Source organism: Planosporangium thailandense (genome assembly GCF_011947195.1).
Classification (GTDB): Bacteria; Actinomycetota; Actinomycetes; order Mycobacteriales; family Micromonosporaceae; genus Planosporangium; species Planosporangium thailandense.
The window spans coordinates 42,175-55,866 of sequence record NZ_JAATVY010000009.1; the positions used below are offsets into that span (position 1 = coordinate 42,175).

General features: G+C 72.0%; 12 protein-coding genes. 7 read left to right on the forward strand and 5 right to left on the reverse strand.

Going from position 1 to position 13,692, the window contains the following annotated elements; all coding sequences use genetic code 11:
- Nucleotides 1-71: 71 nt before the first annotated feature.
- The gene (locus HC031_RS14845) at nt 72-1,484 is read right to left on the reverse strand and encodes a glycoside hydrolase family 16 protein (RefSeq protein WP_167925894.1); all 1,413 of its coding nucleotides are present in this window, start codon (nt 1,482-1,484) and stop codon (nt 72-74) included.
- Between the two features lie 272 nt (nt 1,485-1,756).
- On the opposite strand from HC031_RS14845, the gene HC031_RS14850 reads away from it, so the two are divergent.
- From HC031_RS14850 to HC031_RS14875, 6 genes are all read left to right on the forward strand, one after another.
- A complete protein-coding gene (locus HC031_RS14850) occupies nt 1,757-3,004 on the forward strand; it encodes a PucR family transcriptional regulator (protein ID WP_167925895.1) in 1,248 nt (415 codons plus the stop codon).
- A gap of 141 nt (nt 3,005-3,145) precedes the next feature.
- Nucleotides 3,146-4,306 carry an acyltransferase domain-containing protein gene (locus HC031_RS14855; protein ID WP_167925896.1) on the forward strand — a complete coding sequence of 387 codons (1,161 nt, stop codon included), beginning with the start codon at nt 3,146-3,148 and terminating at the stop codon, nt 4,304-4,306.
- Between the two features lie 122 nt (nt 4,307-4,428).
- Nucleotides 4,429-5,382, forward strand: coding sequence for a beta-ketoacyl-ACP synthase III (locus tag HC031_RS14860; protein ID WP_338090677.1), 954 nt, complete (start codon nt 4,429-4,431; stop codon nt 5,380-5,382).
- A 43-nt stretch (nt 5,383-5,425) separates the two neighbouring features.
- On the forward strand, nt 5,426-5,668 hold the full coding sequence (locus HC031_RS14865) for an acyl carrier protein (protein ID WP_167925897.1): 243 nt from the start codon (nt 5,426-5,428) through the stop codon (nt 5,666-5,668).
- Nucleotides 5,665-6,882, forward strand: coding sequence for a beta-ketoacyl-ACP synthase II (gene fabF, locus HC031_RS14870; RefSeq protein ID WP_167925898.1), 1,218 nt, complete (start codon nt 5,665-5,667; stop codon nt 6,880-6,882). The genes HC031_RS14865 and fabF overlap by 4 nt, the downstream gene beginning before the upstream one ends.
- Nucleotides 6,883-6,894: 12 nt before the next feature.
- Nucleotides 6,895-8,307, forward strand: a complete 1,413-nt coding sequence (locus HC031_RS14875; protein ID WP_167925899.1) for an acyl-CoA carboxylase subunit beta — start codon at nt 6,895-6,897, stop codon at nt 8,305-8,307.
- Between the two features lie 73 nt (nt 8,308-8,380).
- Here the strand turns inward: HC031_RS14875 and HC031_RS14880 are convergent, their stop codons facing one another.
- The 3 genes from HC031_RS14880 to HC031_RS14890 all read right to left on the reverse strand — a co-directional run bounded on the left by HC031_RS14880 (nt 8,381) and on the right by HC031_RS14890 (nt 12,316).
- Complete coding sequence (locus tag HC031_RS14880; RefSeq protein ID WP_240942543.1) at nt 8,381-9,928, reverse strand: GGDEF domain-containing protein; 1,548 nt, start codon at nt 9,926-9,928, stop codon at nt 8,381-8,383.
- Nucleotides 9,929-10,094: 166 nt separating this feature from the next.
- Nucleotides 10,095-11,804, reverse strand: a complete 1,710-nt coding sequence (locus tag HC031_RS14885; protein ID WP_167925901.1) for a glycoside hydrolase family 3 N-terminal domain-containing protein — start codon at nt 11,802-11,804, stop codon at nt 10,095-10,097.
- Nucleotides 11,805-11,824: 20 nt separating this feature from the next.
- The gene (locus HC031_RS14890; RefSeq protein ID WP_167925902.1) at nt 11,825-12,316 is read right to left on the reverse strand and encodes a DUF3145 family protein; all 492 of its coding nucleotides are present in this window, start codon (nt 12,314-12,316) and stop codon (nt 11,825-11,827) included.
- Nucleotides 12,317-12,609: 293 nt separating this feature from the next.
- Between HC031_RS14890 and HC031_RS14895 the strand changes: the two genes are divergently transcribed.
- Nucleotides 12,610-12,942, forward strand: coding sequence for a hypothetical protein (locus HC031_RS14895; RefSeq protein ID WP_167925903.1), 333 nt, complete (start codon nt 12,610-12,612; stop codon nt 12,940-12,942).
- A gap of 102 nt (nt 12,943-13,044) precedes the next feature.
- On the opposite strand, the gene HC031_RS14900 is transcribed toward HC031_RS14895, so the two are convergent.
- Nucleotides 13,045-13,668 carry a carbonic anhydrase gene (locus HC031_RS14900; protein ID WP_240942523.1) on the reverse strand — a complete coding sequence of 208 codons (624 nt, stop codon included), beginning with the start codon at nt 13,666-13,668 and terminating at the stop codon, nt 13,045-13,047.
- Nucleotides 13,669-13,692: the final 24 nt, after the last annotated feature.

Genomic DNA, 13,692 nt, shown 5'->3' on the forward strand with positions numbered 1-13,692 from the left:
TTGACACCGTATTCGGTGTCAAAATCCCCAAGATCGCAAAAGTAACGACCCGAAAACGACGCCGTCAGACCTCAGTGGCCGAACGTGAACCAGTTGACGTTCACGAAGTCGGCCGGCTGACCGCTCGAAAACGTCAGAAACACCGTATGCGTACCCGTGACGGCCGCGATGTTGGCCGGGACCGTACGCCAGCTCTGCCACCCGCCGGTGTTGGCGATCGCGAAGCTGCCGATCGGCGCGTTGGCTCTGCTGTCCAGGCGTACCTCGACCAGGCCGCTGACGCCGCCCGCGGCGCCGGCGGCGACCCTCGCGCTGAACTGGTGCGCCGCGTTCGTACCGAAGTTGACGTTGTTGAACTGCAGCCAGTCGCCGTTCGCGATCCAGCCGACGTCGCTGCCGCCGCCGGCGTCGGAGGTCGCTTCGGTCTGGGTGCCCGACTGCGCGTCGAAGTCCTCGGCCTGGATCGTGGAGTACGCGTCCCGCCCGTTGCCGGGCGGCGGCGGAGGCGGCGGAGGCGTGGAACCGCCCCCACCGCTGGTGTACACGGCCACGTAGTCGACGAGCATCGGTACGCCCGACTGCGTCGCCCCGGTCGGCCCGCCGCCGAACGCGTCCGGGAAGCCGCCACCCATGGCGACGTTCATGATCACGAAGAACCCGTGGTGGGTGGCGTTGTTCCAGGTGGTGGCGTCGACCTGGGTGGCGTTGATGGTGAAGAAGTTGTTTCCGTCGAGGTACCAGCGGATCTGTTCGGGCGAGACGCTGCGGTCGTACTCCATGGCGTACGTGTGGAAGCCGGTCTGGCAGCCGCCGCAGGGCCGTTCGCCGCTGCCGATTCCGTTGAACTCGTTGCAGGGGCCGCCGGGGGCTACACCGCAGTGCAGGGTGGCGAACTCGGAGCTGCGGCCGTTGATGTCCTCCAGGATGTCGATCTCGCCGATGCCCGGCCAGCCGGCCGCGCCGTTGGGCCGCGCCGCGTCGCCGAGCATCCAGAAGGCGGGCCAGTAGCCGGCCGCGGCGGCGCCGCTGACGTTCGGCTGCTGGATCGACGCCTCGACGCGCAGCTTGCCGCCGGGGGGCGCGGCGAAGTCGGTGCGCTGGGTCTCGATCCGGCCGGAGGTCCAGTTGCCGGCGGCGTCGCGGATGGGCTTGATGGCGAGGTGGCCGGCGCCGTCCTGGTACACGTTGGCGGTGCTGTCGGTCGTCTCCTCGATCTCGCCGGTGCCCCAGTTGGGCGCGCCGCCGGGGTAGCCGTGGCCGAGGTCGTAGAGCCAGTCGGACCGGTTGAGCCCGGTGTTGGCCGGGCCGTTGAAGTCGTCGCTGAAGGCCAGGTTCCACCCGGCCGCCGGGGGCGGCACGGCGGCTCGGGCGCTGATCCTGGTGGTCAGCCAGCTCGCCGCGGCGACCAGGACGACGGCCGCGACGACCAGGAGTCGGAACGCAGGTCTCCGTGATCGGGAGAGCGCGTGCGCGGAGGAGTTCATGGGGATGCCTTTCCGTTCCGATGAACAGGCGGTGACTGGCTCGTTTCTCTGTTCCCACATGGCCCGGCAAGTTGAGAGAGCGCTCTCGCATACTTTTTAACAGCGGGTTACCTATAAGTCAATGAACTTCAATATTTACTCGTCGGTCGCGGAATCGAAACCGGCCGGGGCGGCCGCCGCGTGTCGGGGGGTCGTACCGGAGCGCGCGCCGAACGGACCTTCCAAGAGCACCGGCGTCCCGCCGGTCAGCGGCTCATGACAAGCTTTCGGACATGACCAGGCAGGTGGTGGAGGCCGGGGAGCAGCCCGACGGCGAGGGAGCCGACGCCCTGCCGCTCGCGGCCAGCATCCGGGCCATCGAACGGGCCGCCGGGGCGCTCGCGACCGCGAGCGTCGCGCGGATGGACGAGGTCCTCCCCTGGTTCCGCGAGCTGCCCGCCGACCATCGCGCCTGGGTCATGCTGGTGGCGCAGGCCGGCGTACGGTCGCTCGTCCAGTGGCTGCGCCGGCGCGGCGAGCCCGACGGCAGCGGCCCCCAGGAGATCTCCGACGAGGTCTTCGACGCGGCGCCCCGGGCGCTGGCGCGCTCCATCAACCTCCAGCAGACCGTCCAGCTCATCAAAGTCACCATCGAGGTGACCGAAGAGCAGGTGCCGCACCTGGCCGCCCCGGGCGAGGAGCAGGACATCCAGGACGCGATCCTGCGCTTCAGCCGCGAGATCGCCTTCTCCGCCGCCCGGGTGTACGCGCGGGCCGCCGAGACCCGCGGCGCGTGGGACGCCCGGCTGCAGGCGCTGCTCGTGGACGCGCTGCTGCGCGGTGACTCCTCCGACGTGCTCGCCAGCCGGGCCGCGGCGCTGGGCTGGGACGACAAGCCGCCGGTCGCGGTCGCGGTCGGGCGCTCGCCCGGCGGCGAGGCGGCGATGGTGCTGCACACCGTGTACCGGGCGGCCCGGCGGATCGGGGTGGAGATCCTCGGCGGCGTGCACGGCGACCGCCTCGTGGTCGTGCTCGGCGGCGCCAGCGACCCGCTCGCGGCGACCAGCCTGCTGCTCGCCGGCTTCGGCGACGGCCCGGTTGTCGTCGGGCCGGCCGTACCGAGCCTCGACGAGGCCGCCGAGTCGGCGCGCGCCGCCCTCGCCGGGTACCGCGCCGCCCCCGCCTGGCCGGCGGCGCCCCGGCCGGTGTCCGCGGGCGACCTGCTCCCCGAGCGGGCGCTCGCCGGCGACACCGAGGCGCGGCGCATCCTGCGCCAGGACGTGTACGGGGCACTGGTCCGGGCCGGCGGCGAACTGCTCGACACGCTCGAGGCGTTCTTCGCCGCCGGCGGCGTGCTCGAAAGCGCGGCGCGCGCGCTGTACGTCCACCCCAATACCGTCCGGTACCGGCTGCGCCGCATCGGCGAGGTGACGGGATTCACGCCGCTGTCGGCCCGTGACGCGTTCGCGTTGCGCATCGCCCTGACGGTCGGGAGGCTGGATCCCTCAGCCGCTCCGCCTCTCCCGCCAACGGTGAGTTAGTTTCACGTCACGCGGCGTAAGATCAGCCGCTATCGCAAGGAATCGGACGACATCTTTTGGAGGTTTCCTCCAAAAGATGTCGTCGACTTTGGTCGCTTGCGTTACCTCCACAAGGCCGGACTATCCGGAACAGTCATAGGCGTGCTCGCCGTACTAGCCCCTGGACAGGGGTCCCAGAAGCCTGGCTTCCTCACCCCGTGGCTCGAACTCCCCGGTGCCGAGGCCCGCCTGCGCTGGTGGTCGGCGCTCGCCGGACTCGACCTCGTCCACCTCGGCACCGAGGCGGACGCCGACGAGATCAAGGACACGGCGCGCACCCAGCCGCTTCTGGTCGCCGCCGCCCTGCTGGCCGCCGAACACCTCCCCATGTACGACGTGGGCGTCGTCGCCGGCCACAGCATCGGTGAGGTGGCCGCGGCCGCGCTGGCCGAGGTGCTCAGCCCCGAGGCCGCGATCACGTTCGCCGCGGTCCGCGGGCGGGAGATGGCGGCGGCGTGCGCCCTCGAACCGACCGGCATGAGCGCGGTGCTCGGCGGCGACGCCGACGAGGTCCTCGCCGCGATCGAAGCCGCCGGCCTCTACCCGGCCAACCGCAACGGCGCCGGCCAGGTGGTCGCCGCCGGCGCGCTGGCCAGCCTGGAGAAGCTCGCGGCGGAGCCGCCCGCGAAGGCGCGCCTGATCTCGCTGTCGGTCGCCGGCGCCTTCCACACCCCGTACATGGCGCCCGCCGAGCAGGCCCTCGGCGCGCTGGCCGGTGGCATCACGACGGGTACCCCGTCGCGGATCCTGCTGTCCAACCGCGACGGTGCGGCGGTCGACCACGGACCCACGATGCTGCAGCGGCTCGTCCGACAGGTCACCGCGCCGGTGCGCTGGGACCTGTGCATGCAGACGCTCGCCGAGATCGGCGTCACCGCGATCATCGAGCTTCCGCCCGCCGGCACGCTCGCCGGCCTGGCGAAGCGGGCGCTCAAGGGCATCGAGATCATCACCGTGAACACGCCGGACGATCTGGCCGCGGCACGCGACGCCATCGCCCGCCACGGCGCCGCGCCCAGCTTCGAGCCGAGCCCGCAGTTCCACGTCGTCGTGGTGACCGCCGCCGGCACCTTCACCCCGGCCGACGGCCTGGCCGAGGGCGTCGACCTGCGTGCCGGCCAGGTGATCGGCCACGTGACCACCCGCCAGGGCGCGGTCGAGGTGACCGCCCACGAGGCGGGCACGCTCACCGAGTGGCTCGCCCACCCTGACGACCCGGTCGCTCCCGGCCAGCCCGTCGCCCGCATCGGCGGCCTCCTGTAGAGGCTGCCAGAGCCGCGCAGAGCCGCCAGCGCCGCGCAGAAGCCGCCAAGGCCGCGCGGCCGCCAACGAAAGGCATCGTCCGTGATCGAGCAAGCACGCTGCTCCAGAGAGGCATAACTGTGATCCAACCCGCCGCCGGTTCCCGGATCATCGCCATGGGGCACTACCAGCCCGCCCGCGTACTGACCAACGACGACCTGGCCCAGATGGTCGAGACCAACGACCAGTGGATCCGCGACCGGGTCGGCATCGTCACCCGCCGCATCGCCGACACCGAGACGGTCGCCGACATGGCCGCGGCCGCCGCGGACAAGGCCCTCGCCAACTCGGGCCTCACCGCCGGCGACATCGACCTCGTCGTCGTCGCCACCTGCTCCTCGGTCGACCGCTCCCCCAACGTCGCGTGCCGGGTGGCGGCGAAGCTCGGCATCAACGCGCCGGCCGCCTACGACATCAACACGGCCTGCTCCGGCTACTCGTACGCGCTCGCCACCGCCGACCACGCGATCCGCGCCGGCTCGGCCCGCAACGCGATCGTGATCGGCGCCGAGAAGCTGTCCGACTTCACCGACTGGACCGACCGCTCCACCTGCATCCTCTTCGGCGACGCCGCCGGCGCCGCGGTGGTCACCGCGGTAGGCGAGGGCGAGCAGCCCGGCGTCGGCCCGGTGCTCTGGGGCTCGGTGCCGGAGCGCAGCGACGCGGTACGCATCGAGGGCTGGCGGCCGTACATCCAGCAGGAGGGCCAGCAGGTCTTCCGCTGGGCCACGACCGCGCTCGCGCCGCTGGCGCTCGAGGCGATCAAGCGCGCCGGGTACGAGCCCGGCGACATCAAGGCGCTCGTCTGCCACCAGGCCAACGCCCGCATCATCGAGGGCATAGCCAAGCGGCTCAACCTGCCCGACGCGATCGTCGCCAAGGACATCGTCGAGTCGGGCAACACCTCCGCGGCGAGCACGCCGCTGGCCCTGTCCAAGTTGATCGAACGGCGCGAGGTGCCTTCGGGTTCCCCGGTACTACTGTTCGGCTTCGGCGGCGGCCTCACGTATGCCGGACAGGTCGTCCGCTGCCCGTAACGCGCTCACCAGGCGTTCCACATCAGGAAGGAAGTAAAACCCCATGACCCGTGACGAGATCGTTGCCGGCCTCGCCGAGATCCTCGAAGAGGTAGCCGGGGTCAACCCCGACGACGTCACCGAGGAGAAGTCGTTCACCGAGGACCTCGACGTCGACTCGCTGTCGATGGTGGAGGTCGTGGTGGCGGCCGAGGAGAAGTTCGGCGTGAAGATCCCGGACGACGAGGTGCAGAACCTCAAGACGGTGGGCGACGCCGTGTCGTACATCTCGAAGGCGCAGGCGTGACCGTTGAGGTTGTAGTCACCGGGCTCGGCGCGACGACCCCCCTGGGCGGGGACGTCGCGTCGACCTGGGACGCCATGCTCGCCGGCCGCTCCGGGGTCAGCGCCCTGACCCAGGAGTGGGCGGCGCAGCTGCCGGTACGCATCGCCGCCCAGCTCGCTGTGGAGCCGACCATCGACCGGGTGCAGGCCCGGCGGATGGACCGCTCGGAGCAGGTCGCCCTGGTCGCCGCCCGCGAGGCGTGGGCCGACTCGGGGCTCGCCGACGCCAACCTCGACCCGGAGCGCCTCGGCGTGGTCGTCGGGACCGGCATCGGCGGCGCCACCACCCTGCTCGCCCAGGACGACATTCTCGAAGCCAGCGGACCGCGGCGGGTGTCGCCGCACACCGTACCGATGCTCATGCCCAACGGGCCGGCGGCCTGGATCGGCCTGGAGTTCAAGGCCCGGGCGGGCGTGCACTCGCCCACGAGCGCCTGCGCCACCGGTTCGGAGTCGATCGCCTGGGCGCTGGACATGATCCGGTCCGGCCGGGCCGACGTGGTGATCGCGGGCGGTACCGAGTCGGTCATCCACCCGCTGCCGATCGCCGGCTTCGCGTCGATGCGGGCCATGTCGACCCGCAACGACGAGCCGGAGAAGGCGTCCCGCCCGTTCGACCGGGGCCGCGACGGCTTCGTGCTCGGTGAGGGCTCCGGCATCGTCGTACTCGAACGCGCCGACCTCGCCCGGGCGCGCGGCGCCAAGGTGTACGCCCGTCTCGCGGGTGCCGGCATGACCTCGGACGGATTCGACATCGTCCAGCCGGAGCCGAGCCACGCGGGTGCCGCGCGGGCGGTCGCGAAGGCGCTCAAGGACGCCGGCGTCGACGGGGCGGAGATCGTGCACGTCAACGCGCACGCCACCTCCACCCCGGTCGGTGACATCCCGGAGATCACCATGCTTCGTACGGTGATCGGTGACCACCCGGTGGTCACCTCGACCAAGTCGATGACCGGGCACCTGCTCGGCGCGGCCGGCGCGGTCGAGTCGATCGCCACCGTCCTCGCCATCCACCACGGCGTGGTGCCGCCGACCATCAACCTCGACGACCCCGACGACGGAGTCGACCTCGACGTGGCCGCCCACAAGGCGCGCCACATGGAGATCCCCGCCGCGCTCAACAACTCGTTCGGCTTCGGGGGCCACAACGCGGCGTTGATCTTCACTCGCGCCTGAACCGGAGGACCCATGACCCTGACATCGACTTCTGCTGATACACCGGCGGTCGACTACCGCGATCCCGAGGTGCGGCTTCGGGCGCTGTTCGACGACGGCACGCTGCGGCTGCTCATGCCGCGGGACGACTCCGGCGTCCTGGCCGCCCGCGGTGAGATCGACGGCACCCCGTCGGTCGCGTTCGCCACCGACGCCACCCGCATGGGCGGCGCGATGGGCCTCGAGGGCTGCCGGCACATCGTCGACGCCATCGACACCGCCGTGCGCGAGCGGGTGCCGGTGCTGGGGTTGTGGCACTGCGGCGGGGCGCGCCTCGCCGAGGGCGTCGTCGCGCTGGACGGGGTCGGGCAGGTCTTCGCCGCGATGGTGCGCGCCTCCGGGCGGGTACCGCAGATCTCGGTGGTGCTCGGCCCGGCCGCCGGCGGCGCCGCCTACGGCCCGGCGCTGACCGACATCGTGGTGATGTCGGACGCCGGCCGGATCTTCGTCACCGGCCCCGAGGTGGTGCGCAGCGTCACCGGCGAGCAGGTCGACATGGAGCGGCTGGGCGGCCCCGAGCCGCACGGCCGGCGCTCCGGCGTGGTGCACGTGACCACCAAGGACGACGACTCGGCGCTGGCCAAGGCCCGCGAGCTGGCCTCGCTGCTCGGCCGGCAGGGCCGCATCGAGCCCGCCGACGTCGCCGACGACGTGGACCTGGGCGCGCTGCTGCCCGAGCAGGCCAACCGCGCCTACGACGTCAAGCCGCTGGTCAAGGCGCTGCTGGACGCTCCCGGCGTGGAGCTGCACGCCAAGTGGGCGCCCAACATCGTCACCACCCTGGGCCGCTTCGGCGGCCGCACTGTCGGGGTGATCGCCAACAACCCGATGCGCCTGGGCGGCTGCCTCGACGCCGCCAGCGCGGAGAAGGCGGCCCGGTTCGTGCGGATGTGCGACGCGCTGGGCGTGCCGCTGATCGTCGTGGTCGACGTACCCGGCTACCTGCCCGGCGTGGGCCAGGAGTGGGACGGCGTGGTCCGCCGCGGCGCCAAGCTGCTGCACGCCTTCGCCGAGGCCGTCGTGCCGCGGGTCACGCTGATCACCCGCAAGGTCTACGGCGGCGCCTACATCGCCATGAACTCCCGGTCGCTGGGCGCCACCGCCGTTTTCGCCTGGCCCAACGTCGAGGTCGCCGTCATGGGCGCCTCGGCCGCGGTCAACATCCTGCACCGCAAGAAGCTCGCCGCGGCCGCACCCGACGAGCGCGAAGCGCTGCGCGCCCAGCTGATCGACGAGCAGACCCGGGTGGCCGGCGGAGTCAACCGGGCGCTGGAGATCGGCGTCGTCGACGACGTGGTGAAGCCGACCGAGACCCGGCGGCGGATCGCGGAGGCACTGGCGGCCGCCCCGGCCGCGCGCGGCGCGCACGGCAACATTCCGCTGTAAGCACGTCGATGCCTCGATGCGGGCCCGACAGCGCGGACTGCGCTGCCGGGCCCGCACCCTTTGGCGGACCGGTTCAGCGCGGGCGCGGCACCGCGCCCTGCTGCGGGCCGTAGGGCTGGTACGGGACGGGCGCGGCGAGCGGCGCCTCGGCGACCGGCCCGGTGCGGCTGTACGTGCGGTTGCGCCCGGACCGCTTCGCCGCGTACAGCCACTGGTCGGCCGCGCGTACCAGCTCCCGTGCCGACACGCCCTCGGCGGGCATCGTGCCCACGCCGATGGAGACGGTCACCCGGACGCGCGTCTCGTCGCCGATGTCGACGTGGTCGGCGGAGACCCCCTCGCGCATGCGCTCGGCGAGCTGGATCGCGTGGCGCGGCGGTGTGCCCGCCAGCAGCACGAGGAACGTGTCGCCTTCCCAGCGCGCCACCACGTCGCCCGGCCGGCCCGCCGTCCGCAGCCGCGCGGCGACCTCGTGCAGCACCAGGTCGCCGCCGTTGTTGCCGTACATGGCGTTGATGAGTTTGAGGTTGTCGACGCCGACCAGCAGGACCGCCAGCTCACCGCGTACGAAGAAGGCGCGTTCGCACTCGGTCTGCATCGTCTCTGCGACGAAGTCGCTGGAGTAGGCGTCGGTGAGCCCGTCGCGGATGGCCAGGACCCGCTCCTCGGCGGCCTGTTCGGACATCCGCGCCATGATCAGCAGGAACGTGACACCGCCGGCGATGGCCGTGGCGACCACATGGGCGTCGCTGTGCTGCACCACCATCACGACGAGCGGAAGCAGCGACGCGGCGGCGAGCAGGATCAGCCGGCCGCGGCTCGGGATGACCACGGTACGGGCCGACCGCCGGTCCAGCGACCGCATCGACGGGTGCAGCGCCGTGGCGCCGAGCAGGAAGTACGCCCCGAACCAGAGCGAGTCGATCAGGCTGCCGTCCTTGTACGTGTCCTTGGTCAGCACGTACAGGATGTCGGCGACGAGCTGGAGGGTGAGGCTGGCGACGAGCAGCCGGTACGCGGCGGTCCGGGTACCGACGCCCAGCACCAGCCGCAGCGCGACGGCCAGCACGAGCAGGTCCATCGTCGGGTAGGCGGCGGAGACGAGCCGCGCCGGCAGCGATCCCTCGCCACCGCCCTGGGCGCTGATCACGAAGATCCAGGCGACCATGCCGGTCGGCACGGCGAGCACGCCGGCGTCGATGAGGGCGATCCGGTCGCGGCCGGGGGTCCGCCGGCGAATGAAGATCACCAGGGCCCAGCAGATCAGCGGGTACTGCAGGAGGTAGAACACGTCGGCGAGGTCCGGATAGTCCTCGCGGTGCAGCACGGTGTGCAGGATGAAGTAGACGGTGTCGCCGATCGAGTACATGCCCTGCGCGGCGGCCAGCACCAGCCACGGGAACCGGGACGCCGGCCGGTTGAGGACCGTGCCGGCAAGGAGCGCCAGGGCGGCGGCCGTCGAGACCCCGATGAAGATGAGGCTCTGCGCCACCCCCGGCACCCCGAGGTGCGGGAGGACGTAGTACCCGGCGGTCACCACGACGCCGGTGCCCGTGAACCACATCCATGCCGAGCTGTTCCGGACCGGCGCCGCTCGGTCCGGGTGGTGTCCGACCGCCATCTCCACCTCAACACGCTCGCCGCGCGACGGTGGACGTTCCGTCAGCTCAACGGCCCGCCTCGCGCCCACGTATGCCCTGGTCGCCCTCTATGGAAGGGCGGAGGCGCGATAGACTATCACGAATGGCTGGCGGTCCACTACGGACAGTTAAGCGGCGCGGGGACGGTCAGGCCACGCAGGCCGACCGGGGCAGGCCGGGCACCTCGATCGGCGAGCGACCGGGCGCCGGAGCCGCGCCGGCGAGCACGTCCGCGAGCGCGTCCATCGACACCTTCGTCGACGAGTAGGTGGCCAGCAGGACCGGCGACGCCGACTGCCCCAGGATGAGCGGCAGATCCATCGCCACCGTCACGGCCGCGCTCGAATCGAGGTCGGCACCGGCGTCGCCGTAACCCACCAGCCGCACCTCCGTGCCCCCGCTCGGGACCACCGTGACATGCCGGGCGCGCAGGGCATCCGTGAGCCAGGCCCGCTGCGGGTCGCGCCCGTTGGACGAGGTGACGGTGACCGGCCCGCGTACCAGGGCGCCCTGGCAGCCGCCGCGCAGCACCGTCACGGCGGCGGCAGCCACCTTGGCGGCCGCGGCCTGGCGGTCAGCGCCGTTCACTCCCGCCATGCCTGGCTGCGGTCGCCCGCCCAGGGTGAGCCGCAGGGTCAGCACCCTCGTCGCCGCCTCCACCAGGCGCTGCCTCGGTAGCTGGCCGCTGTGCAGGCCGTCGAGGAGACCGGCCTGGGCGGCCGCGAGATCGGGTGGCATCAGCAGCAGGTCGTTGCCGGCGACCAGCGCCCGTACCGCCGCCTCGCCCGGCGCGTACTTCTCCGCCGGCGCCATGTTCAACGCGTCGCTGACCACCACGCCCTTGAACCCGAGCCGGCCGCGCAGCAGGTCGATCAGAGCCTTGGACGAGAACGACGCCGGCACTCCCGGATCGATCGCGCGCACGTCCAGGTGGCCGGACATGACCAGGTCCGCGCCGGCGCCGATGCCGGCCGTGAACGGGGGCAGATCGCCGGTGGCGAGCGCGTCGGCGGACTGGTTGAGCACCGGTAGCTCGGTATGACTGTCGCCGCTGGTGTGGCCGTGCCCCGGGAAGTGCTTCAAGGTGGCCGCGACGCCCGCGTCGCGCAGGCCCTGCACCGCCGCGGCGACCTGGTCGGAGACCGCCTTCGGGTCGGAGCCGTAGGAGCGCGACCCGATGACGCCGTCACCCTGGCCGATCACGTCGGCGTCGGGGGCGAGGTCGACGTTGATGCCGATGGCCCGCAGGTCCGCGCCGGCGGCGGTCCACGCCTGCCGGGTCAGCGCGGGATCGCCGGCCGCCCCGAAGGCGGACGCGCTCGGCAGCTGGGTGATGCCGTCGCGCAGCCGGTTGACCACGCCGTACTCCTGATCGGTGCCGATCAGCATGGGCGCCGACCCCGGCAGCTTCGTCGCCACGGCCTGCAGGCCGTCGGTGAGGGTCCGGACCTGGGCCGCGGACACGATGTTCGTCGTCTTGTTGGTGCTCGCCGTCGGATCCGCGGCCGCCTGGTTCATCAGGATCAGCCCGCCCAGCCGGTACTTCTGCACCATCGCGGCCGGGGTGTCGACACCGGCGTACTTGCGGTTGGCGGCGACGGCCTCCGCGCTCACCTTCCCGGCGTCCGCGCCGTACGCGAAGGGCATCAGCACCTGCCCGACGAGGTCGGCGTCACTGAAGCGCGCGACGAGGGCGGCGGCCCGGGCGGCGGGGTCGGAGGGTTGGCTGGGGCTCGACGAGGCGCTCGCGGACGCGTTACGACCGGCCGGGGTGAGGGTCGTGCTCCTCGAGCATCCGGCGACGAGGGTCAAGGCGATGAGAACTGCGATCGTGGCGGGGGGACGCACGCACCCCACTCAACCAGACCGGCGCCATTTCAGCCGACCCGCGTGAGAAGCGTCATGGGGCAGCCCTCGCCGGCCTGCCGGTACGGCTCCAGCTCGACGTCCCACGGGCTGCCGAGCGCCTTGTCCAGCGCGTGGGTGAGGGCCTCGTACCCGGCCGCCGTGGCGACCAGCGCGCGTACCCGGTCCTCGGAGAGCTGTATGTCACCATTTGCACTGGTCGCGGCGCGGAACAGGCCGCGGCCGGGAACGTGCATGTAGCGCTCGCCGTCGACGCCCGGGCTCGGCTCCTCGGTCACCTCGAACCGGATCATGGGCCACTGGCGCAGGGCGGCGGCGAGCTCGCCACCGGTGCCGGGCCGCCCGGTCCAGGTGGACTCGGCCCGCCGAGCGCCGGGCTCGACAGGCTGAGCGGTCCACTCCAGCCGCACCGGCACGGAGAGGACGCGCGCTATCGCCCACTCGACGTGTGGACACACGGCGAGCGGGGCCGAGTGGACGTATACGACGCCACGTGTTGGCACGGTGAACCTCCCGGGAGCCGAGGTGCGTCTTCCCCTACGACCTCGATCTCGGAAGGACTTGTTGTTCATGATGCCGTCGGAGCCGGCTGTGCGCCAGTGGAGGTTAGACCCGCCTGGTGACGAAATATCTAACGGCCGGCACCTGTTCAGGTAACTAGTGACCGGCGCGTAACGCAAGACGGGACGCCCGGTCGGCACTGTCGAGGATGAGATCGTCAACTGCGGTCGTGTACAGTTTCCTCGGCGTCTGCTGCCGTTTTTTTGTTTCCAACTTCTGTGCAAGGAGTCCCGCCGTGGCGAGCAACACCTCGAAGACCGCGCGCGCCTCCGTCCGCGCTGGCCAGGCCGGCGCGGGGGGTGCGCTGAGCGTGCTGGGTGAGTTCAAGTACCTCATTCCCCTCAACAACGGCAAGAACGCCTACGTGCGTAACCTGACCAACGGCAAGACCGTGCACCTGCGCACCGACTCCGAGGCGTTCGTCGAGGAGATCCGGACGCTGGCCGGCGCGGGCCACGCCGCCAAGATCCGCGCCGAGCTGGGCGCCCTCGCCTCCGCGCACCCCGACCACGGCTGGGACGCCACCGAGAAGCGTCTGGTCGAGGCCGGCGTCTTCGGCGAGAGCTGAGCCAGCGGTCGATCCGGCCCTGACACGGCGAGAGGCCCCACGGATATCCGTGGGGCCTCTCGCTATCCGACTTGTGCCGAGCGCCTATCTTGCGCCGGGCGCCTAACCGAGAACGGTGACCCGGCCGGTGTCGATCTGGTAGCGGGCGCCGACGATCTCGAGCGTGCCCGCGGCGATGCGATCCCGCGTCGATGCAAGTTCCGACAACACGGACACGGTACGGGCGACGTGGCGATCGATCGCCCGGTCGACCCGGTGCGCCGGGTCATCGGTGGGATCGATGGCGGCCGCGATGTCGTCGACCAGCCGGCCCACCGCGCCGCCCGGGTGGTCGCCGCCGTCGAGGGCGCGCACGGCCGAGGTGACCGCGCCGCAGTACTGATGGCCGAGCACCAGCACGAGCGGGACTTCGAAGACGGAGACGGCGAACTCGACCGATCCGATGCCCGCCTCGTCGAGCACGTGCCCGCCGGTGCGCACCACCACGACCGAACCGAAGTCCTGGTCGAGCACGGCCTCCGGGGGCACCCGGGAGTCCAGGCAGCCGACGACGCAGGCCCACGGACGGTGCTGAGTGGTACGCGCTCCCGGCGCGTCGACGTGGTGGCCGAAACGCGGCTTCCCGGCGACGAACCGCTGGTTGCCGGCCAACAGCCGGGCCAACGGCGTCTCGGCGTCGAACGCCGGTCGCGGTGTGGCGTCGCGGGTCGAGCCCGAACGGTTCAATGCGGAATCGTCAGACAGCGGGCC